The organism is Thermosipho sp. 1074 (assembly GCF_001999655.1).
In the GTDB taxonomy this organism is placed as follows: domain Bacteria; phylum Thermotogota; class Thermotogae; order Thermotogales; family Fervidobacteriaceae; genus Thermosipho; species Thermosipho affectus.
Genome location: NZ_LBEX01000003.1, coordinates 91,197 through 113,952 on the forward strand (window position 1 = coordinate 91,197; position 22,756 = coordinate 113,952).

At 32.0% G+C, this 22,756-nt stretch carries 19 protein-coding genes and 1 tRNA gene; 4 read left to right on the top strand and 16 right to left on the bottom strand.

Annotation, left to right across the window (positions count from 1 at the left end; all coding sequences use genetic code 11):
• Positions 1–23: 23 nt before the first annotated feature.
• The 4 genes from uvrB to XO08_RS00810 all read right to left on the bottom strand — a co-directional run bounded on the left by uvrB (position 24) and on the right by XO08_RS00810 (position 6,657).
• A complete protein-coding gene (uvrB, locus tag XO08_RS00795; protein WP_077287019.1) occupies positions 24–2,003 on the bottom strand; it encodes an excinuclease ABC subunit UvrB in 1,980 nt (659 codons plus the stop codon).
• Position 2,004: 1 nt separating this feature from the next.
• Entirely contained in the window at positions 2,005–3,603 is a 1,599-nt protein-coding gene (locus tag XO08_RS00800) for an NFACT family protein (protein ID WP_077287022.1), read from the bottom strand.
• 78 nt (positions 3,604–3,681) lie between these two features.
• Complete coding sequence (locus tag XO08_RS00805; protein WP_077287025.1) at positions 3,682–5,526, bottom strand: ABC transporter substrate-binding protein; 1,845 nt, start codon at positions 5,524–5,526, stop codon at positions 3,682–3,684.
• A 102-nt stretch (positions 5,527–5,628) separates the two neighbouring features.
• Entirely contained in the window at positions 5,629–6,657 is a 1,029-nt protein-coding gene (locus tag XO08_RS00810) for a hypothetical protein (RefSeq protein WP_077287029.1), read from the bottom strand.
• A gap of 89 nt (positions 6,658–6,746) precedes the next feature.
• Between XO08_RS00810 and XO08_RS00815 the strand changes: the two genes are divergently transcribed.
• The 4 genes from XO08_RS00815 to mfd all read left to right on the top strand — a co-directional run bounded on the left by XO08_RS00815 (position 6,747) and on the right by mfd (position 11,282).
• A tRNA-Val gene (locus tag XO08_RS00815) sits at positions 6,747–6,821 on the top strand.
• A gap of 51 nt (positions 6,822–6,872) precedes the next feature.
• A complete protein-coding gene (locus XO08_RS00820) occupies positions 6,873–7,319 on the top strand; it encodes a hypothetical protein (RefSeq protein ID WP_231450249.1) in 447 nt (148 codons plus the stop codon).
• Positions 7,316–8,623, top strand: a complete 1,308-nt coding sequence (locus tag XO08_RS00825) for a nucleotidyltransferase (protein WP_077287035.1) — start codon at positions 7,316–7,318, stop codon at positions 8,621–8,623. The genes XO08_RS00820 and XO08_RS00825 overlap by 4 nt, the downstream gene beginning before the upstream one ends.
• The gene (mfd, locus tag XO08_RS00830) at positions 8,583–11,282 is read left to right on the top strand and encodes a transcription-repair coupling factor (RefSeq protein ID WP_077287037.1); all 2,700 of its coding nucleotides are present in this window, start codon (positions 8,583–8,585) and stop codon (positions 11,280–11,282) included. Before XO08_RS00825 ends, mfd begins: the two co-directional genes overlap by 41 nt.
• Before the next feature lie 121 nt (positions 11,283–11,403).
• Here the strand turns inward: mfd and disA are convergent, their stop codons facing one another.
• The 12 genes from disA to XO08_RS00890 form a co-directional block, all read right to left on the bottom strand.
• Positions 11,404–12,474 carry a DNA integrity scanning diadenylate cyclase DisA gene (disA, locus tag XO08_RS00835; protein WP_077287040.1) on the bottom strand — a complete coding sequence of 357 codons (1,071 nt, stop codon included), beginning with the start codon at positions 12,472–12,474 and terminating at the stop codon, positions 11,404–11,406.
• 74 nt (positions 12,475–12,548) lie between these two features.
• A complete protein-coding gene (pdxT, locus tag XO08_RS00840; protein ID WP_077287043.1) occupies positions 12,549–13,112 on the bottom strand; it encodes a pyridoxal 5'-phosphate synthase glutaminase subunit PdxT in 564 nt (187 codons plus the stop codon).
• Position 13,113: 1 nt separating this feature from the next.
• Positions 13,114–13,992, bottom strand: a complete 879-nt coding sequence (gene pdxS, locus XO08_RS00845; RefSeq protein ID WP_077287046.1) for a pyridoxal 5'-phosphate synthase lyase subunit PdxS — start codon at positions 13,990–13,992, stop codon at positions 13,114–13,116.
• A gap of 16 nt (positions 13,993–14,008) precedes the next feature.
• A complete protein-coding gene (locus tag XO08_RS00850; protein ID WP_077287049.1) occupies positions 14,009–15,688 on the bottom strand; it encodes a methylmalonyl-CoA mutase in 1,680 nt (559 codons plus the stop codon).
• A gap of 33 nt (positions 15,689–15,721) precedes the next feature.
• The gene (locus XO08_RS00855; RefSeq protein WP_077287052.1) at positions 15,722–16,360 is read right to left on the bottom strand and encodes a class II aldolase/adducin family protein; all 639 of its coding nucleotides are present in this window, start codon (positions 16,358–16,360) and stop codon (positions 15,722–15,724) included.
• Complete coding sequence (locus XO08_RS00860) at positions 16,357–16,659, bottom strand: RNA-binding protein (RefSeq protein WP_075665196.1); 303 nt, start codon at positions 16,657–16,659, stop codon at positions 16,357–16,359. Before XO08_RS00860 ends, XO08_RS00855 begins: the two co-directional genes overlap by 4 nt.
• Positions 16,638–17,453, bottom strand: a complete 816-nt coding sequence (gene folK / locus XO08_RS00865; protein ID WP_077287055.1) for a 2-amino-4-hydroxy-6-hydroxymethyldihydropteridine diphosphokinase — start codon at positions 17,451–17,453, stop codon at positions 16,638–16,640. Before folK ends, XO08_RS00860 begins: the two co-directional genes overlap by 22 nt.
• Positions 17,450–18,826 (bottom strand): pyruvate carboxylase subunit B, encoded by a 1,377-nt coding sequence (locus XO08_RS00870; RefSeq protein WP_077287058.1) that lies wholly within the window; start codon positions 18,824–18,826, stop codon positions 17,450–17,452. Before XO08_RS00870 ends, folK begins: the two co-directional genes overlap by 4 nt.
• A 1-nt stretch (position 18,827) precedes the next feature.
• On the bottom strand, positions 18,828–20,900 hold the full coding sequence (gene infB, locus XO08_RS00875; protein ID WP_077287061.1) for a translation initiation factor IF-2: 2,073 nt from the start codon (positions 20,898–20,900) through the stop codon (positions 18,828–18,830).
• Between the two features lie 22 nt (positions 20,901–20,922).
• The gene (locus XO08_RS00880) at positions 20,923–21,123 is read right to left on the bottom strand and encodes a DUF3783 domain-containing protein (protein WP_075665200.1); all 201 of its coding nucleotides are present in this window, start codon (positions 21,121–21,123) and stop codon (positions 20,923–20,925) included.
• A 17-nt stretch (positions 21,124–21,140) separates the two neighbouring features.
• Positions 21,141–22,007 carry a methyl-accepting chemotaxis protein gene (locus XO08_RS00885; protein WP_232218201.1) on the bottom strand — a complete coding sequence of 289 codons (867 nt, stop codon included), beginning with the start codon at positions 22,005–22,007 and terminating at the stop codon, positions 21,141–21,143.
• Complete coding sequence (locus tag XO08_RS00890; RefSeq protein WP_077197762.1) at positions 21,985–22,749, bottom strand: MBL fold metallo-hydrolase; 765 nt, start codon at positions 22,747–22,749, stop codon at positions 21,985–21,987. The genes XO08_RS00885 and XO08_RS00890 overlap by 23 nt, the downstream gene beginning before the upstream one ends.
• Positions 22,750–22,756 lie beyond the last annotated feature (7 nt).

Genomic DNA, 22,756 nt, shown 5'->3' on the forward strand with positions numbered 1-22,756 from the left:
TATCACCTCGTTTGGTTTATCGACTAGTTCTTTAAATTCTTTAACTTTTCCCTCACCTTAAATAGTTCATCTCTAATACGTGCTGCATCTTCATATCTTAATTCAGATGCAGCTTTGTACATTTCCTCTTCTAATATTGCCAGGTATTCCTCCAATGACAATGTTTCTTTTAGCATAAACACATCCAATTCTTTTTTATTGTCTTCTTCATCCATAAATTGTTTAAATATCTCTTCATTCAGTGGTTTTACAATACTCTGTGGCTTTATATTATACTTTTTATTATATTCCAATTGTATTTTTCTTCTTCTATTTGTTTCTTCAATTGCTTTCCTCATTGCAGGAGTAACTCTATCTGCATACATTATCACTTTACCATTTTGGTTCCTTGCAACACGTCCTATTATTTGAATAAGAGTAGTTTCACTTCTTAAGAAACCTTCTGTATCAGAATCAAGAATTGCAACTAGTGAAACTTCTGGTAAATCCAGACCTTCTCTTAATAAATTTACACCTACAACTACTTCTATATCACCACGTCTAAGTTTTTTCAAAACTTCTACTCTTTCAATAGTATCTAATTCTGAGTGCAAATACAAAGCTTTTATTCCATATTCTATCAAATATTCTGATAATTTTTCTGCAGTTTTCTTTGTCAAAACCGTTACGAGCGCTCGTTCATTTTTCTCCCTTATCTTTAAAATTTCTCCAATTAGATCATCCACTTGATTTTGCGTTGGTCTAACCTCAACCTCTGGATCTACCAAACCCGTAGGTCGTATAATCTGTTCAACCACTTGATTTGAATTTCTAATCTCAAAATCACCTGGTGTTGCAGAAACAAAGATTATTTGATCAATCTTTTCCCAAAATTCATCAAATTTTAAAGGTCTATTATCAAATGCACAGGGTAATCTAAAACCATATTCTACCAAATTTTTCTTTCTAGAGTAATCTCCTCTGTACATAGCCCTTAACTGCGGAATTGTTATATGTGATTCATCTATAAAAATCAAATAGTCACTACCAAAGTAATCCAAAAGACTGTACGGAGGTTCGCCAGGTTTTCTACCATCAAAGTGTCTTGAATAATTTTCAATACCATTACAATACCCCAAAGTTGTAAGCAATTCTATATCATTCATGGTACGCTGTTTTAATCTTTCCGCCTCAAGTATTTTTCCATTTTTCATAAAATATTTTACTTGTTGTTCTAGTTCTTCTTTAATAGTATTAACGGCATTCAAAATTTTTTCTTCTGTTGTTATAAATTCCTTTGTAGGATATATTATTACCCTATCAAGTTTTTCAATAATAGTTCTATTCAATGGATCAAAAGTAAAAATTCCGTCCACTTCATCTCCAAATAATTCTATTTTTATACCCTCATCTTGATAACTTGGAAATATTTCTACAGTATCCCCTTTTAGTCTAAAAACACCTTTTGATTCTATGTCATCTTTCCTTTCGTATCCAATCTTTGCAAGATGCGTCAAAAACTTTCCCAATTTAATATTTTGACCTATTTCTACCTTAAAATTTAATGCACTAAAATCTCTTGGATCACCACAATTGTATATAGCAGACACACTTGCTACTACAATGACATCTCTTCTTGTGAGTATAGACTTTATAGCACTCATTCTCATACGAGAAATAATCTCATTAATATCCGCATTTTTTTCAATATACAAATCTTTTGTTGGAATATAAGCTTCTGGTTGATAATAATCGTAATAGCTTACAAAAAATTCCACCTTATTTTCTGGAAAAAAACCCTTAAATTCAGAATACAACTGCGCGGCCAAAGTTTTATTTGGTGAAATAATTAAAGTAGGTTTTTGAATACCTTCAATAACCTTTGCCATTGTAAATGTTTTACCACTACCTGTTACCCCCAACAATGTCTGAACTTTGTGTCCACTTTTTAATCCATTAACTAATTTTTCTATAGCTTTAGGCTGATCCCCAGAAGGAACAAATTCAGAAATTACCCTAAACACCTTATAACCTCCTAGGTTCCACAAATAGTGTTTTGTAATTACTATATAAAACAAGTCCAGGTTTTAACCCCTTTGTTTTTCTAACATTCTTTGCCTTGGTATAATCCACAGGCACTTTCCCAGAATTTTTTCCTTTGCTATAACCTGCGGCTAAACTTGCTGCATATTCTATAACATCTTGATTTATTTCCTTTCCCGCATACTTTATTATTACATGTGCACCTGGCATCCCACTAGCATGGAACCAAATGTCTTCATCATTTGAATCTCTCACTAACATATCATTTTGCTTGTTGTTTTTTCCAATGTATATTACATACCCATCATACTCAACTTTTATAGGCTCAGATTCTTTACACCTCTTCTTTCTCTTCTTTGATCTTACAAGCCCAACATTTTCCATCTCATTTCTTATATCTTCAAGTTCGTTAAATTCATTTACCTCGTCTAATGTATACCACAACTGATAAAGATAATCTAATTCCTTCTCTAAATATTGTTTTCTCCCCATTAAACCTTTCACTTTTACTTTTAATTTGTTATACTTTTTAAAATAAAAATTTGCATTTTCAATGGCATTTTTATTCTTATCCAGTTCAACCAAAACAGTTTCTTGTGTTTCCCAATCTACTAATTCAACTCTATCAACACCTTTTGGGACTTCATAATAGTAGGCCTTTAAAAGCTCTCCATACTTTCTATAATCATCGTAATTTTTTGCCTTTTCCAATTCTTTGTTTATCTTTTCAAGTGCATTTTCAATTTTAATAATTCTTTTCACAATTACATTTTCAAGATTTTTTTTCATTTGAAACAAAACACTCTTTTGTTCCTTAAATTCGAAAAACACATTAATAGCGTCTTCTATTTTATCACAATGCCTTTTTCCACTAATTTGTAAATGACGTAAAGGAAACGCGGAAATCTCAACAGGCATGTTATTTTCATAGTATAAAAATAAACATCCCTTCTCAAAATCATTTAAAATACTTTTCAGTGCTTCATTAAAGCTCGTGTTCTGCATCCTAAACATTAATTCTCTTACCGTTATTTTTGAAAAACCCTGCACTCTTTTATACAGCATTCCTACATCACTTTCATCTTTTACTTCATATGGTGTTATCTTTTCGGACTTATAAACAATAAATTTCTCACCAGGATAGATAGTTCTATATCTATTCTTTATTCTTTTATACGCATCTAAAATCAACCCATTTTCAACCAAAATTATATTCGAATGTTTCCCCATAATATCAATATACAACTCATATACGTGTTTTTCACCTACTTCATCAATTTTAAATACAACCAATTTGAGTGTCCTTTCAAATTGAAAATCAATAACATCAAAAACAATTCCTCCTCTTAATCTACTTCTTAAATATTCTACAAAATAGTGTCTTTTTGGATCTTGCGGAAGATTTCTTTTTTCAAACGTAATATACGAAAAATTTGGATTTAATGATACTTTTAAATCAAAGCGTTGGAAACTAATATACACAACATTATTTTTGTAGTAAAAATTCCTTATATGCGCATTTAACAATTTTTCTCTTGCATAATCTACAAATCTCTTCATTACAAAACCATCATATGGCATTTTCTACCTCCTCTCACAAAATAAGTATATCATAAAAAAAGCGGCCCAAAGGGCCGCAAGCTTAATTATATCCAATAATTATTCTTTTCCTTCGAACCAGTATGAATAGTAGTCATCACCTGGTCTCATTGCGTTTGGATACCAACCTTTAAGCCATTTCCTGTGTACCCTTACTCCAACAGGTTGATAAAGTGGTACACTAATTGCGTAATCTATTACAAACTTTTGTACTTTTGCATACAGTTCTGCTCTCTTTGTTGCATCTGTTTCTGCAGCTGCTTGCTCAATCAATTCATCCAAGCTTTTTCCTCCAAGTTCTGGATGAGGAGTACTTACAAATTCGCGGAACTTTTTACCTTGTCTTGGTCCATAATCACCTTTAGAATCATAATATGTAAAGATAAAGTTATCTGGGTCAGGGAAGTCTGCAAGCCATCCAAGAATGAATATTGGGAGCTCACCACGTTTTGTTGCATCTAAGAATGTTGGCCATTGCAATCCAACAACGTCTATTTTAATCTTTGGATTCAACATTTCAAGATACATCTTAACCATCTCTGCTGTTCTTTGTCTTGCTTCGTTACCAAGGTTATATGCAACAGAGAACTTAAATCCTTTCTTCCAAGCTTCACCATTCCATGCTTTCATTAATTCTTGTCTTGCTTTAAACAAATTGAAATCGTAAAGTGGAAGTGATGGATCAAATCCAAGTAATCCCTCTGGTAATGCTGTTGGAACTCTCTTTGCAAAGCCTTTCAATACTTCGTTGATCAATGCATCGTAATTTATAACGTGTGCAATTGCTTTTCTTGCATGTACATCGTTAAAGAAATCAACTGGTATACCATTTCCATCAAGTTTTCCACTACCGATATACTTACTATCTTCCCTAATTGTCCAATTGAATCCCAATGCAGTAATTGAAAGTGTTGGAAGCCCTTCAATAATTTCAATATCTGGATTACCTCTAACTTGATCAAGGTATTGTATTGGGATATATGCAATATCTGCGTCACCTTTTTCGAGCATTGCTTTTCTCGTTGAGTATTCATCAATACCCCAAATTATCACTTTCTTAATCTTTGCAGGTTCTCTCCAATAATTTTCATTTGCTTCTAATATAACTTTTTGTTGTGCTCTATCCCATTCAACAAACTTGTATGGTCCAGTCCCCATTGCTGTTTGATAAAGTGGTGAATCTTCTTTTCTTTGATTGTGCCATTTCCACCATGTAGTTGGTTGTCCATCCCAAAGTCCTTGTTCGATACACCATTCTTTATCAAGGATTGCTCCCCAGTGTGCAGATTGTGCGATTACGTTCAAAAATGGACCATATGCTCTTTTAAGATGAAATACAACATTATCCCCTTCAACTTCAATTGCTTTATCTACTTCATCGTATACTTTCTTGAATACTTCCTCAGCTTCTGGAAGTGGGTTTCCATTTTCATCGAATAACTCATCATAATCTTTACCAGAAACTTCCTTTACTAGATCCTCAACACTCCAAACACCGAAAATTGAATACCAGAGCATCCAAACTGGCCCGCCAGCAGGATTGTAAAGTAATCCTCTTTCAAAACTGTATTCTACATCTTCTGGTGTTAAATCATTTCCATTGTGAAATTTGACACCTTTTCTAATTGGGAAAATATATGTTTTTCCGCCATCTTTAATAAGTCCGTTTTCAACTGTAGGAACTTCAGTTGAAAGTCTTGGTAAGAATTTGTTCAAACTTGAGCCATCGTATTGGATAAGGTTTTCGTATACTTGATAAAGAACCTCACCGCTTGCAGTATCATATGCCAAATGTGGATCAAGGGTATCTGGTTCACCAATAGTTGCATCCACCAAAACGTTCGGATCAGCTGCAAACAATGCGACAGCTAAAACTACCATCAAAAATACCAAAATCTTTTTCACAAAAATCCCCCCTCTTCTAGAGTATAATAGTGCTCGTAATTATTATACCACAAAAATTACAAAAAAATCAACTCTTTTACACTTATGAAAAAAATATTTCTTTTATTTAACTTTCATATATTTTGCCGTTGGAATAAACACTTTTATCTTTGTCCATGGTAACTCAACAATCTTAAAATTTGCATATAAAACTGTCCTATCAACTAATACTTTTCCAATTGGATCAGAAACACTTCCCAAAAAATACACTTGCTTATCTTTAAAGTTAACCTTATTTGGTGTTATTTTACCAAAATTCTTATACTCATATCTTTTATTTCCATATTTGAAAATTGCAATATCAAACAAAAAGATTTCATCTTCAAAAATAAAAGAAGAAATAGTGTAAAGTCCGCTTAAATCATTTGTTATTTCATATGCATAATTTAAATCAAAAATTACCTTCTTGACGGAACTAGCTGCAATATGTTCCAAATCAGCTATGTATTTATAAAAATTACCTTTTGAAAAATCAAATGAATATATAAAAATTTCCGCAATATCTTCACCATAAACTACTTTAATTGCAGGTAATGGGATAAATTTTTCTCGTTCGATAACACTAATATCTAAATTTTCTCCTGGTATATCAATCTTCAACCTCTTTTTCCTAAGTATATCCCCCAAATACGGGAAAATGTATCTCGCAAAAAATTGCTTTTCTCCATTTCCAAACCTTGAAAAGTATTCTTCTATCTTTACACCATCAACCACTAACAATTCAACATCATTTTTCAATTCACATTGACTATTTATTATAATATATTTACCATTTACGTATCTTAATTCAAAAGGCAAGACATTTGTTGTTTTCGCGGAAATAGGCAAGAAAAAATATACACCTGGAAGACTTGAAAAACGTTTTAAAAGAAAAACATAGAATTCATAACGATTCATGCGTTTGTAAATTTTTATATAGTCACTTTGAAAATCTTCCACATAGTGTATCTTCAGCTGACTTATTAAATAATCAACATCTTTTTGTAAGGTTTTCTGTGAATATGGCATATATTTAAATAAATAAGGTGAAACTATAAAAAAAACAATAACTACACTTACAAATATCAAAGAAAAATTTAAAAATTTTCTCACAAAACTCCTCCCATTTCCACATTATACAAACATATTATACAAAAAAGTTCTTGATAAAAAAAGAGATTTATGGTATCATTTCAATGCATGGGTGCGTAGCTCAGTGGGAGAGCGCTTCCTTCACACGGAAGAGGCCGCAGGTTCAATCCCTGCCGCACCCACCAAAAGGGGCCTTCTGGCCCCTTTTTGTGATAAAATAAATTAGGGGTGAAATCTTGAAATATATAATGTATATTTTTGGAACTATATTAGCAACATTTGGATTTATATTATTTTCTTTATACATTTCACTTTTCCTTTTTTCTCCAATAATAGAAAATATTTTTGCAATTGATATGAATATATCATCTGCACTATTGATAATTTCGGTATCTTTTACAATAACCGGTATTTTCCTAGGATTTTATTCTATTTCAAAAGATAATTGGGAATATGCCAATATATGGATTTTTGTATCTATTGTTCTAAGTGTTACCTCTTTTATATTTCAACTCTATAAACTTGCATCGCTAGGGCCAACATGGATTGGAATTGAATTTTTTGGAACAGAAGGGAATAAAATTGAAGCAATGTATATTGACATGCTTCTTTTTATAGTAAATCTTTGTGTTTTAGTAATAACATCCACAGTTGGTTATAATATAAAAAGAGGTAAAAAATGAAAGTTTTAGGTCTTATTGTTGAATACAATCCATTTCATAATGGTCATTTGTATCACTTAAACAAAGCAAAAGAAATAGTAAAACCAGATTTCACCATTGCCGTTATAAGCGGTAATTTTTGTCAACGTGGTGAGCCTGCAATAATTGACAAATTTTCCCGTGCAGAAATTGCACTTAAAAATGGTATTGATGTAGTTTTTGAACTACCTGTTGTTTATGCACTACAGGATGCCGGAGGTTTTGCATATGGCGCTATCAGTCTTCTTGATAAATTAAAAATCGTTACCGATATTGTCTTTGGAAGCGAAAGCGCCGATAAACAATTTATCACAGAAGTTGCAAAAGTACTTTCAATTAATTCTACAGAATTTGATAAATTACTAAAAAAAGAACTTAAAAAAGGCATATCATTTCCAAATGCCAGAAAATTTGCTTTAAAAGAATTCCTAAAAAAAGATGTAAATTTTATCAAAAAAATAGAAAATTCAAATGATATACTGGGAATTGAATATGTAAAATCTATACTAAAACTAAATAGTAACATAAAATACAACGTAATCAAAAGAATTGGTGCAAGATATAATGAATTAAACCTAACAAATAAATATTCATCTGCAACTGCTATTAGAAATGCAATAAAGATGGATAAGGAGTTTAAAGAATTTGTACCGGATTCTTCATATGAGATTTTAAAACATACCTTCTTAAAAGGAAAAGGTCCTGTGTTTTTAGAAGACATGGAACAATTCATACTGACATTTTTAAGATTAAAAAGAAGAGAAGACCTAAAGAAAACATACAGTTTTAATGAAGGATTAGATCAACGATTCATTAATGCAATTAAAAATTCTACAACACTTTCTGAATTTCTCGATAATGTAAAAACAAAAAGATTTACTTATTCAAGAATTAGAAGGGCAATATTTCACGCAATATTCAATTTTGAAAAAGAGTACATTGATTTTTCAAATAAGTTAGGTGTGCAGTACGCCAGAATTCTAGGCTTCACAAGAAAAGGACAAAAATTACTCTCCAAAATCAAAAATGTCTCAAAAATTCCAATAATTTCAAATCCTTCATTAAAAGACAAAATTTTAAAAAAGGCACTATCTAGTGAAAAATTCGAAATCAACAAATGTTTATTTAATTGGCAATTTAAAAAAGATATCTTGGCATCAAATATATACACAATGTTTTATCCTAAAAAAACTCAAAGAAAATACGGAGTTGATTTTAGAAAACCAATAATAATTGAGGGAGAAAATGAACGAAATAATTATCGTTCCGACAGAAAAAGAATGTAATATAAACGGGTATTTTCACATTCCATCTTATGATATCTTCCCATTTGAAGAAATAGAAAATTCTTGGTATGTACGCTCCAAAAGAATATACGCGCTTTATCTTGCACTTGAAGGAAAATTAAAAGCCGTTTCCACACTTTATTCCTTAACAAGATACGTCATGCCGCCTAACGTTTTCAAAAAATATATTTTTAAATTAAAACCAGGTGATAGACTCAATTCACCTGAGATGTTATTTTCAAATTTAGGATATGAAAGAACATACAACGTAACAGAAGGAGGACAATTTTCAATAAGAGGAGATATAATAGATTTTTTTGGTCCCAGTAACATTCCAACTCGTATTGAATTATTTGAAAATACAATAGAAGAAATAAGAATATTTGATATTGCAACCCAAAAAAGTATTAAAAATATCAAACATGCTCTTATCCTACCGGCCAAAGAGTATATTGGAAAAGTAACACATGAAACTATCTTAGGCGAAAAATACAACGGTACATTTATAGACTATGATATAGAATTTAAAATAGTGAATACAAAAAGATGCATTGAGGAATACGTAAAAAAAGAAAGGGAAATAAGAGAACTTATAATAAATCAAGACTTAAGAAAAAAGTATATAAAATTTTCGGGAATAGATTACACAAAAATTATAACTCTATCGAAAGAAAGCGACATAGAATTAAAACCTGTGAAAAATGAAAAAGAAATTAATTCCATACCAGTTATAAGCGAAGAAGAGTTTGAAATAGGAGAACTAGTCGTACATAAAGAATACGGTATAGCAAGATTTGAAGGTATTACAAAAATATTACAAAAAGGTCTTGAAAGGGAATTTTTAATACTTCAATTTAAAGATTCAAAACTATTTGTACCAACTGATAGATTAGATTTAATCCAAAAATATATTGGAGCAAAAGATACCATACAATTAGATAGTTTGAAAAAAAATAACTGGCAAAAAAAGGTTAAAAAAGTTAGAAAAGAAATTCAAAATACAGTAAAAGAACTCTTGAGATTAAATGCCCTACGAAAAAAAACAAAAGGGTTATCACTACCAGGAGATCCTGAACTTGAAAAAGAGTTTGCAAAAACTTTTCCACACATTGAAACAGAAGATCAACTAAAGGCTATAGAAGAAGTAAATAACGACTTAATGTTAGATAAAAACATGGATAGACTTATTGCTGGAGACGCCGGTTATGGAAAAACAGAAGTTGCCATGCGCGCTGCTTTTAAAACTGTTGTTTCCGGGAAACAAGTAGCAGTTTTAGTTCCGACGACTGTACTTGCAAGACAACACTTTGAAACATTTAAAAAAAGGTTTGAAAAATTTGGAATAAAGGTAGAACTATTCGACAGCTCTCTTACCCAAAAACAAAAGGAAAAAGTCAAAGAAAATATAAAAAAGGGGATCACAGACATTGTAATAGGAACACATGGAATCATTTCCTCGATAAAATTCTCCGATTTGGGACTTTTAATAATAGATGAAGAACAAAGATTTGGTGTCCATCAAAAAGAGTCATTTAAAAAAGTAAGAATAAATTTGAATATCCTTTCAATGAGTGCTACACCAATTCCGCGTACTCTACATATGGCATTAAGTGGTCTTAAAGACATGTCCATTTTAAAAACTCCACCTATTGGAAGAAAAAATATACAAGTTTTTGTAAGTAAATTTGATGAAAAAATTACTAAACATGCTATCTTAAGAGAAATAAACAGAGGAGGTCAAGTAATATACGTACACAACAGAGTAAACTCCATTGAAGAAGTAGCAAATAACCTTAAAAAGATAGTTCCAGAAGTAAAAATAGACATAGCCCATGGTCAACTTCCAAAAAGAAAAATGGAAAAAGTCATAAAGGAATTTTACAATGGAAAATTAGATGTACTTGTTTCAACATCTATTATTGAAAATGGAGTTGATATACCAAATGCAAATACATTAATAGTTGATGATGCTCACAGATACGGCCTTTCACAACTTTATCAACTAAGAGGCAGAGTGGGAAGATCAAAAAAAAGGGCATTTGCATACTTTTTTTATCCAGAAAAAATAAATAAGGTTGCAACAGAAAGGCTTAAGGCAATTAAAGAAATTATGGGACCGGGAAGTGGTTTTCAAATAGCTTTAAAAGATATGGAAATAAGGGGAATTGGAAATATTTTGGGACTTGAACAACACGGCTTTATAAACGAAATAGGCTTAAATTATTATTTTGAAATACTAGATGAAGTATTATCAAATATGGAAGGGAAAATACAATCAAAAGTAACAACAGAATTGTTAGGAATGAAAGGTTCAATTGTTATTCCAGATAATTATGTAAATGATCCCGTTGAAAGGCTCAGACTCTATAGAAGAATTTCTTCTTTTTCTAATGAAAATGAAATAAATGAAATATTCGATGAATTTAAAGATAGATTTGGAACACCTCCTCAAAGTGTTTTAAATCTTCTAAAATATGCCAAAATAAGAATTTTAGCTTCAAAAAAGGGTATTTCAAAAATTATCTTTAAAGATGAAGCAATAATTGCATACACAAACGGCAATTTAAAAATTGACCTTCCTCATATATATAACGAAAGAGAAAAATCATATATAATATACTCAGATGAAGAAACATTTCTAAAATTTTTGCAGAAATAAAGGAGAGCTTTTCCTAAAAAATACCAAAAATTTTTTTGATTGGATACTCTACATTATAACTTTTCTCTATTTTGAAAAAAGCCTCAAGCTAAATAAAAAATTTGAAATTTTTCAAAAAAGATCACTTAGAAATTTTATTTCTCATAGAATTTATACTATCTATTATTGCCGTAGCACGCTTTTCTCCTATACCTTCAACCTCTTTTAATGCGGAAAAATCAGCGTTACTCAAGGAAAAGACATTTCCAAATGCCTTGACCACATTATGCGTTATATTCATTGGGATCTTTGCCACATTTCTCAACAACCTATATCCCCTTGATTGTACATGATAATCACTTAATTGATTTATATTTGCAACGTCATCATATCCTAGCAACCTTGACGTAGATATTGGCCTTCTTTCTTTATAATTTTTTAAAGTACTTATTATTTGTTCTACTACATCTTCATCTTCTATATCTTCTTTGTAATAATCCAATATAAGGTTTTTGATTATATCTTCGATATCGACCATTATTTCTTCCAGTTGCATTGATGCTAACCTTCCCTCAACTCCGAGTTCTATTACATAAGGATCTATTTCCTCTCTAATTTTTAAAATTTCAATGCCCTTGTTTATAATTTCAACCACATCAATTAAATTGACCCTATTTTCAATTTCAAGAATATCCAAATTCAAGATCATTTTATCAAAATTTTGTCTGTATTTTTCCAGTGTATTTAACGCTTGATTAACTCTTGTAATTAAAAAGTTAATATCGTTAATTATATACCTGTAATTTTTGTAATACAAACTAATAATGTTCCTTCTTTTTGATACAGCAATCACCAATTCTCCTATCTGCTTTGCCACTCTCTCTGCAGTTCTATGCCGTGTACCCGTTTCACTAGTTGGTATACTCGCATCTGGCACAAGATGCACATTTGCAGCAAGTATTTTTGTTACATTATCATCTACCAAAATTGCACCATCCATCTTCGCAAGTTCATACAGTTTTTCTGGCATAAAAGGTATATCAAGCTTAAATCCTGCTTGAAAAATTTCCTCATTTTCTTTAAATTTTTCCTCGGGAATAAAAACAATTAAAGCACCAAAATTTGCCAAAACTATATCATCTAATGCCTTTCTGAGTTTTGTACCTGGTGCTAGCAACTTTATTTTTGAAACCAATTCTTGCGGAATAGACATAAAACCCCACCTTGTATTTTTTTACACAAAAAGATTATAACATAAAAAAACGTGCTTGGTAAAACCAAGCACTTTTATTTTACCATATTTAAGAAATATTCGTGCACTCTAGTATCATCTGTCAATTCAGGATGAAAAGATGCCACAAGAACATTCTTTTGTCTTAACAAAATTGGCGAATTTTCATAAGTTGATAAAACTTCCACATTGTTTCCATAATCCACAACCTTTGGAGCTCTTATAAACACCGCCTTATATGGCTTTTTAAATCCTTTTATTTCAACTTCCGTTTCAAAACTGTCAACCTGTCTTCCATATGCATTTCTCTCAACTTTTATATCTATGACTTTTAGGGAATCCTGTTTGAAATTTACCACTTCTTTCGAAAGTAATATCATACCTGCACACGTACCAAAAACTGGAAAACCATTTGAAATTCTTTCTCTTAATTTTTCATATAAATTTACCATTCTCATTATTTTTATCATTGTAGTAGATTCCCCACCTGGTATAACCAATCCACTAACTTCATCTAAATCTTCGGGTTTTCTGACTATCAAAACCTCCACACCAAGTCTTTCAAGCATTTGTTTGTGTTCTCTAAAATCTCCCTGTATTCCAGAAACTCCTATTTTCAAATTACCATCCCCTCTCTTGGAGTCTCACATCAAGCTCCTCTATTTCAATCCCCTCCATTGGTTGACCTATATCTTCTGAAATTTTCAACAACATTTCTGGATCATTCCAATACGTTACAGCCATAACTATTGCCTTTGCCATTTTAGCTGGATCTTTAGATTTAAATATACCACTTCCAACAAATACCCCATCAGCTCCCAACATCATCATCAAAGCTGCGTCTGCAGGAGTGGCAACTCCACCAGCTGCAAAATTAACAACGGGCAGCCTTCCAAGCTCTTTTATCTTTGCTACCAAATTAACTGGTGCACCTATATTTTTTGCAAAAGTTACAAGTTCTTCGTCTGGCATGTTTTTAACCATTCTAATCTCATCCATAACTGTTCTCATGTGCTTTACGGCTTCAACAACATTTCCCGTACCTGCTTCACCTTTCGTTCTAATCATTGCAGCACCTTCCGAAATTCTTCTCAAAGCTTCTCCTAAGTTTCTCGCTCCACAAACAAATGGCACATTAAAATCCCATTTATTTATATGATATTTATCATCAGCTGGTGTAAGCACTTCTGATTCATCTATAAAATCAACTCCCAAAGTCTCTAAAATTCTTGCTTCTGCAATATGTCCAATTCTTACTTTAGCCATGACTGGAATTGAAACTGCGTCCATAATTTCTTTAATTTTAGAAATACTTGCCATCCTTGCAACTCCACCTGCTTTTCTTATATCAGCAGGTACTCTCTCCAAAGCCATTACTGCCACTGCACCAGCTTCTTCTGCAATTTTTGCTTGTTCTGCAGTTGTAACATCCATGATTACTCCACCTTTAAACATCTCGGCAAATCCTTCTTTGACCATCCATGTCCCCTTTTCATTCATTTTAAACACCTCCAAATCATATTATTATTGTCTCCGTATATTCCCCAAACACTTCTCTTAATGCATTACTAATTTCTCCCACAGTTGCATAAGATTTCACTGCTTCAATAATATAGGGCATCAAATTTTCATCAGAAGATGCCGCTTTTTTTACACTCAAAAGTACTTTTTTTACTTTTTCGTTATCTCTCTTTTCTTTCAACTTCTTCAACTTTGCTTTCTGCTTTTCCTCAAGTTCCGGTTTTACCTTCAATACCTCTTTTTGTGATAAATCTTCTTCTATTTGGAATTTATTTACTCCAACTATTATTTCTTCTTCATTCTCTATAGAAAGCTGCATTTTGTACGCACTTTCATGTATCTCTTTTTGCACATAACCCGTTTCAATAGCTTTAACCATTCCACCCATTGCATCTATCTTTTCAATATACTTCATTGCTTCTTCTTCTATTTTGTTCGTTAAGGATTCAATAACATAAGAACCACCAAGTGGATCTATGGTATCTGCAACACCAGATTCATACGCAATAATCTGCTGTGTCCTCAACGCAATTCTAACTGATTCTTCAGTTGGTAAACCTAATGCTTCATCATAACTATTAGTATGGAGTGACTGTGTACCACCTAACACAGCAGCAAGCGCTTGCAAAGTTACCCTTATTATGTTATTTAAAGGTTGTTGTGCAGTTAATGTTGAACCACCTGTTTGAGTGTGAAATCTCAACATCATTGCTTTCTCATTTGTAACACCAAATCTCTCTTTCATAATTTTCGCCCAAAGCCTTCTTGCAGCCCTAAACTTTGCTATTTCCTCAAGGAAATTATTATGCGCTGCAAAGAAGAAAGAAAGTCTTCTTCCAAATACATTTGGATCTAAACCTGCTTTAATTGCTGTTTCCACATAAGCAATAGCATCTGCGAGTGTAAATGCTACTTCTTGTACTGCTGTGGACCCTGCCTCTCTTATATGATAACCACTAATACTTATCGGATTCCATTTTGGCATATTCTTAGAACAGAATTCAAATATATCTGTTATTATTTTCATAGAAGGTTGTGGCGGGAAGATATATGTTCCTCTTGCAATGTATTCTTTTAATATATCATTTTGAATTGTACCAGATAATTTTTCCATTGGAACTCCTTGTTTTTCTGCAACTGCAATATACATCGCAAGAAGAATTGAAGCGGTACTATTTATAGTCATTGAAGTGCTAACTTTATCAAGTGGTATCCCATCAAAAAGCACTTCCATATCTTCCAGTGAATCTATAGCAACACCTACTTTTCCAACCTCACCTTCGGCCATTGGATCATCTGAATCATATCCTATTTGAGTTGGTAAGTCAAAAGCAACAGACAACCCCATCTGACCTTGTTCTAGCAAATATTTATACCTCTTATTTGATTCTTCTGCTGTTCCAAATCCCGCGTATTGTCTCATAGTCCAAAACCTTGCCCTGTACATAGTAGGCTGAACTCCTCTTGTGAAAGGATAACTACCAGGAAATCCTAGATCTTCTAAGTAATTAAACCCCTCAATATCAACCGGAGTATACAACCTTCTAAATTCATATCCAGAAGTAGATTTAAATTCACTCTTTCTTTCTGGAAATCTCTCAACGGCCTTTTTTACTTTTTCTTCATAATCTTTCATTTTTGTCTCTATTTCTTTTAGTTTTTCTTCATCGAACATATTTTGACCTCCTTGTATTGTCTTACACAAATATTATCCAATATCTTTTTTAATCTGTCTATAACCGTTTAAATACTTATTTCTCAGTATGACCGCGTCTTCATAACTAATTGTCGAAAAATTTCCAATATTCAAAGTATATAAATATATTTCAGCTGTCTTTTCACAAACTAAGCTTGCAGTCAGTGCTTCATCAATATCAAAACCTACTGTTATTAGTCCATGGTTTTTTAATATAACTGCATTGTTATCAGAAAGAGCATCTACAACATTTTTTGCAAGTTCAATACTTCCAGGAAGAGCGTATTCTGAAACTTTAATTTCTGGCCCTAAAATCATAACTGCATCTTCTATCAATGGGGGTATTTCACTTGATACTACTGAAACAGTGGTCGAAAACACAGGATGCGTATGGACTATTGCATTAACATCTTTGCGATTCTTATAAATTTCCAAATGCGTTGGAAGTTCTGAGGAAGGTTTCAAACCATCCATCAAACGCCCATTAAAATCAACAACACTTATCATTTCTTCTTTCAACTTATCATACGGTATACCTGATGGCGTTATATAAACATAATCTTTATCCCTAATTGAAATATTTCCCCAAGTTCCTTTAACTAATCCATTTCCCACAATAAATCTAACAGCCCTTAATATCTCTTCTTTCATCCTTTTCCTTTAAACCTCCCACCTTCATTTTCTAAGCCAAAGATATTACCATACCCTTTCAAGGCTTTTTCACCAGCTTTTAAATCTTTGGCTTGAACTTTTAATTTATCTATAATTTTTTTTATCTTTTTCTTTCGTATTTGATCCTTTTCATAAATCAATTTTAACACTTCTTTTGGAAGTTTAGAATTTATAAATTTTTCACGTTCATCAAGTAACTTATTTAACAATTCAAAATCTTCTTTTTCAATACACTCATCTATCTTTCTTTCTAAATCTAGTAACTCTTCAAATTCCAATGTATTACCTCCCAATCTTTTTCAAAACTTTCAGCAAAAGACTTCATCGAAATATTTGCTACGGGATGTTTGAAATTTTCCAATATCTCTGCCATAGGAACCACAAAAAAACTTCTTTTTTCAAAATCATAATGTGGAACTTTCAAATTTTCCATATCAACAACCAAATTACCGTAAAACAAGATATCAATATCTATGATCCTTGGACCCCATTTTATTGTTCTTTTTCTTCCCATATCATTTTCTATTTTCAATAATTTATTTAAAAGCTTCAATGGCGATAAATCTGTATCAATTTCCACAACAATATTGTAAAAATCATCTTGCTCTGTATATCCATAAGGCTTTGTAACATAAATGCTTGATACTTTTAATATCTTCAAATTTCTTTTTTCCAGTAAAGTCAAAGCATCTATTAAATTCTTTTCTTTGTTTCCTATATTTGTCCCCAATCCTAAAAAAACTTTCCCAAATTGACGTTCCAAAATAACAGTGGAAAAGGCAAATGTATCATGCGATAATGATATGTGACAAAAATTAAATCCTCCAAAATCTTTGTGAAAAATAACATAAGGTTTTCCACGTTTATTGTTTAAGATTGAAATATCTTTAAAAGAATTACCGTTAATTCCTGTCCCAAGGGCCTTAAAAAAAGATTCCTTTAGAGAAAAACGCCCAGCTATATATTGGGCGTTTAATTTTTCTTTTTTTTCTATTTCAGTTAAAACTCTATTTGCTATCTTCTCTGAAACACGCTTAATATTAACAATATCTGTACCTAATCCAATAATCAAATGGGATAACCTCCTTCATATTCATCCACCAACGCAAAATCAACGCGTATTTTTTCCTCATATTTTTCCCTAAGATATTTTCTTCCAACTTCACCTAAAATTGCATAAATCAACAAATATTCGTCTGTATCAGCTAATACACCTATTTCTCTCTTCAATTTTTCTAACTCAGGTTCAAGTAAATCTGCCGGTCTACAATCTATAGGTTTTTCATCACCCAAAATTTTTTCCATTAATTCTTTATCAATTGGAGCAGGAGGTCTTCCATACATCCCTTTCGCATAATTCCTCACTTCATTTGTAACCTTTTTATACCTTTCGCCAGATAAAACATTTAAGACCGCCTGTACTCCAACAATTTGACTAGTTGGAGTAACAAGTGGAGGATATCCCAAATCCTTTCTCACTCTGGGTATTTCATCTAAAACATCTTGAAGCTTATGTAACATCTTTTGTTCTGAAAGTTGTTTTACTAAATTTGAATACATCCCACCTGGAACTTGTGAAACTAAGATCCTATAGTCTATACTTTTCATCATTACATCATATTCTTTGTATTTTTCTCGTATCTTTGTAAAATATTCCACAAGATAAGCTATACTTTCCCAGTTTATTTCAGGAATATTTCTATATTCTCTAACTGCATAATACATTGATTCAAATGGTGGTTGAGCAGTTCCAGATGCAAAAGGTGATAAAGCCGTATCCAAAATATCAACACCAGCTTCAACTGCTGAAATGTAATTTAAATCTCCCAATCCAGATGTACAATGTGTGTGTAATTCAACTGGTACATTAAATCTTTCTTTTAATGTTTTTACCAATTCAAAACTTTTTTTTGGAGTCAACAACCCCGCCATATCTTTTATACACAAAGAATGCACACCACGTTCAACTAATTTCTGTGCAAAAGAAATATAATATTCAGTTGTGTGGACAGGACTTATTGTGTAGGAAATAGCCCCTTGCACATGTGCCCCGTTTGCCAAAGCCACCTCTATACTTTTTTCAAGATTTCTTATATCATTCAACGCATCGAAAATCCTTATTTTGTCCACACCATTTTCAATCGCTTTTTTTACAAACAATTCAACTACATCATCGGCATAATGCCTATACCCAACTAAATTCTGCCCTCTAAGCAACATCTGAGTTTTTGTGTTTTTTAATTTAGACTTAATTGTTCTGATACGCTCCCATGGATCCTCTTTTAAAAATCTTACACATACATCAAAAGTTGCACCACCCCAAACTTCCATAGCATTAAATCCCAAAGAATCCATGGATTCCAATGCAGGAATCATATCAATTGTTCTCATTCTAGTTGCAATTAAAGACTGATGACCATCCCTTAGTGTGGTATCTACGAACATATTATTCCTCTCCTTTTTCATTTTCAAAATTAAGTTTTCTAGAAACTTTCTTTAACATTACAAACTCTAGTTCATCACCTTCTTTGATATCATCAAAATTTTCCAATTTAATGCCACACTCTTGAGGTGCTTCTACTTTCTTAACATCTTGTTGGTAATGTTTTAGCGATTCTATCTTTCCCTCGTAAATTAACTTTCCCTCTCTATACAACTTGACCATTCCATTTCTTTCAACAAATCCTTCAAGCATTTGTACACCTGCAATACTTCCAACTTTCTTTATCTTAAAAACTTTTTTAACTTCTCCCCTACCTGTTATTTCTTCTACTTCTTCAGGTTCAAGCATCCCTTCAAGAGCTGCTTTTAAATCCTCTATCAATTTGTAAACTATTGAGTAAGTTTTTATTTGAATACCTTCGGCTTCTGCCATTTTTCTGGCTTTGCCGTCTGCTTTTACTCTAAATCCTAAAATTATCGCATCAGAAGCCGTAGCAAGCATAACATCACTACTTGTAATTGCACCTACACCAGAATGAATTATATTAATTTTAATCTCCTCACTCTGCAACTTATTAATCGCACCCTTTAACGCTATCATAGAGCCCTGTGTATCAGCTTTTAAAATCAACTTTAATTCTTTTTTTTCCGATTCTTCCATCATCTTTAATATTTCTTCTAACTTCATATGTCTTTTTCTCTTTAGCTCCTTTTGTTCCTGTTCCGCAATTTTTCCTGTAATTTCCCTAGCCTTCTCCAAACTTTTTACGGTATAAACTACCCCGTGTGAATTTGGTAACTCTTCAAAACCTACGACCATAACAGGAGTTGAAGGGCCAGCTTCCTTTATCCTTTGACCTTTATCATTTACCAATGCTTTAACTTTCCCCATAACTTTTCCCGAAATTACATAGTCACCCACTTTCAATTTTCCATCTTTAATAATTACATTTGCAACGGGCCCAAATCCCCTATCAAGTTTTGTTTCTATTATCACAGCTCTCACAGGACCATTTGGAAGTCCCTTTATCTCTTGCATTTCCGCAACTAATAAAATCATCTCAAGTAGTGTATCTACATTTTGACCTTTTTTTGCGGAAATGGGAACAACTATGGTATCCCCACCCCACTCTTCTGGTATTAAATTCAATTTATTTACAAGTTCTTGTTTTGTTTTTTCTACATTGGCATTTGGTTTATCTATCTTGTTAATTGCAACAATTATGGGCACATTAGCAGATTTTGCGTGGTTATATGCTTCAACAGTTTGAGGCATAACACCATCATCAGCTGCAACAACGAGAACTGCTATATCCGTTGCTTGGGCACCTCTTGCGCGCATTTCTGTAAAAATTTCGTGCCCTGGAGTATCTATAAAAGTGATAATTTTCCCATTTGTTTCCACTTGATATGCACCTATACTTTGTGTTATACCCCCCTCTTCTCTTTCAGCCACCCTAGTTTTTCTTATAAAATCCAAAAGAGTTGTTTTACCGTGATCAACGTGACCCATTACAGTAACAATAGGAGGTCTTTCTACTAATTCCTTTCCTTCGGAATATTTTTGCTCAAAATATCTTTCAATTTCTTCCAACGGATTTTCTCTAACTTCTTCTTTTTCTTCTACATCAAAGGATATTTTCGCATCATACATTTTTGCTATTTTTTTTGCAAGTTGCAAATTCAAAGTTTGCCCAGGCTTTAGAACTTCACCTTTCATAAAAAAATCTTGTATTATTCTATTTTGAGGAATCCCTATTTTTTTGGAAAATTTATCTAATTTCAAATCTTCCTCGGTAAGTTTAATTATATCCTTCTTTTTCTTTGTTACCTCCTCTTTTTCCACACTCTCTTTTTTCTTTCTTTTTACTTTTTCCTCTTCACCATCAAGAAGCTCATACTCTTCATAAATTAACTCTTCTTCCCCGTACATTTCAAGTAATAAATTTACCGTTTCCTCATCAATATAACTCATATGGCTTTTTATTTCAATACCTAAATCAGCCAATTCCTTCATTAAATCTCTCGTATCCATTTCAAGCTGTCTTGCAAGCTCATATACTCTTAATCGAGCCATTGAATCACCTCCAAAACTCCTATTATTTCCTCATTTTTTTCATAACTTTGTGCTCCTTTTCAATTTCAACTATTAAATCGGAAAGTTTCCAATTCAAATTAGTTGGGGTGGTAGTTGCAAAAATCAACTCCTTTTCTGGAAAATTTTCCTTTAATATCTTCATTACTTTAAATATATCATCTTTTTCAAATCCGTGTAATATAACAAACCTTTTGTCCTCCATATAATCTCACTCCTAGACTATAATTTCAAGTCTTTTAATGACTTTTGGGAATTCACAATAGACTTTATCACTTCTACTATAACACTAAATTCATTAGACGTCTCTGATAATATATTAACCGATTCAGACAAAACTGTTGATTCTTCTTTTAAATTTTCCTCAGTTATATTAAGTAAATTTCTAGAGTTTTCCATAACTTTAATGTTATCTTTCATGTAATCCATGGAATTTGCCAAAGCATTTTGTACCGCATCAAAAAGCTTTTGAATCTCATTTAAAGAACCAAGTGAATCCTTTATAGAAGTAGATATTTCCGCAATAATTTTTGATATATTATTTGATGCACTTTGAGATTCCTCTGCAAGTTTTTGGATTTCTGAAGCAACCACTGCAAATCCTCTTCCGTATTCTCCGGCCCTTGCTGCTTCAATTGAAGCGTTTAAAGCTAATAAATTTGTTTGTTTTGCAATCTTTTGTATAGCCTTCACCAAATCTCCAACTTTGCTAAATTTTTCAAAAGTTTCCGATGTTTTTTGTATAGTCTCACTAAATTTATTTGAAACTGTATTTACATCTGTTCCAAGATTTTTTAAATCATTATCTATCTTTTTATTTATTTCATAGGCATTTTCTATATTTTTCAATATCTCATTACTTTCCCTTGAAAAATTCCCCAAAAGATTATCAATATCTTTGCTTAGCTTTTCAAATCTTTCCGTTATTTTCTCAATTTCCCCTTTTATTTCAGAAATCCTTGAAACTAAAACCTCATCTAATTGATCCATAAAGGATAACATTAAATTTTGCACGTAAAAAGCAGAAGAAAGTGTATTTAACGTATCTTTATCTATCTTCATATTATCATCTCCCGTAAAATTCTTCAATTATGTCAACTCCACATTTTAAGTTTTTAAACCAATTTAAAAAATCTCTTGCTGCTTTATCTTTTAACAATGTTCCATGTTGAGGAGCAATTATAGAAATCTCATATTTTGAAACCATATTCACCCACTTACTACAAGCCTTGTTTGAACTCATATACCTTTTGTGAAATCCTTCCATGTATTCCAACAATTCACCAAAATTATCCTCAATCATTTGTACTCTTTTATTAAACGGTAAAACAGAAACACCGATATCACCCGAAAAGAGAATTTTCGAAATAGGATCATATACATTAAAATTTCCAGGTGCGTGTAAAAAATGGGCCGGAATAAAATCTAATTTATATCCGCTAAAATTCATATTAACATTGCCTTTATCTTTAATTCCAACAACTCTTCTTTTATCATACACACCAAAATGTGGTAAAAATCTCACCCAAAGTTCAGATATATATATTTTTGCATTAGTAGCTATAGAAAGCCACATTGTAACACCAGAAGATACATCGGGATCCTGGTGAGAATAAAAAATACCTTCTATATTCTTCGGAGATATTATCTCTGAGACATTTGCAAGTACTCTCGGAAAGACATGTGCACCACCTGGATCAAGCAAAAAACCTTTATTTCCATGGACGATTAAATACTGATTTGTAGGTACTAAACCACCTTCTTCTGTTTCTTCCCAGCCAAGTAAATAATATTTATGTTCACCGTCATCGTACAAACACAAATTTTTCATATTTGCA

Coding starts and splice junctions, on each gene's coding strand:
- XO08_RS00880 (WP_075665200.1), bottom strand. CDS start 21,123: ATGGAGGACAAAAGGTTTGTTATATTACACGGATTTGAAAAAGATGAT.
- pdxS (WP_077287046.1), bottom strand. CDS start 13,992: ATGAATGAAAAGGGGACATGGATGGTCAAAGAAGGATTTGCCGAGATG.
- XO08_RS00800 (WP_077287022.1), bottom strand. CDS start 3,603: ATGCCATATGATGGTTTTGTAATGAAGAGATTTGTAGATTATGCAAGA.
- mfd (WP_077287037.1), top strand. CDS start 8,583: ATGAACGAAATAATTATCGTTCCGACAGAAAAAGAATGTAATATAAAC.
- XO08_RS00825 (WP_077287035.1), top strand. CDS start 7,316: ATGAAAGTTTTAGGTCTTATTGTTGAATACAATCCATTTCATAATGGT.
- XO08_RS00870 (WP_077287058.1), bottom strand. CDS start 18,826: ATGTTCGTAGATACCACACTAAGGGATGGTCATCAGTCTTTAATTGCA.
- infB (WP_077287061.1), bottom strand. CDS start 20,900: ATGGCTCGATTAAGAGTATATGAGCTTGCAAGACAGCTTGAAATGGAT.
- XO08_RS00890 (WP_077197762.1), bottom strand. CDS start 22,749: ATGAAAAATTTGTGTTTGTACGATGACGGTGAACATAAATATTATTTA.
- XO08_RS00850 (WP_077287049.1), bottom strand. CDS start 15,688: ATGTTCGATGAAGAAAAACTAAAAGAAATAGAGACAAAAATGAAAGAT.
- XO08_RS00855 (WP_077287052.1), bottom strand. CDS start 16,360: ATGAAAGAAGAGATATTAAGGGCTGTTAGATTTATTGTGGGAAATGGA.
- disA (WP_077287040.1), bottom strand. CDS start 12,474: ATGTCTATTCCGCAAGAATTGGTTTCAAAAATAAAGTTGCTAGCACCA.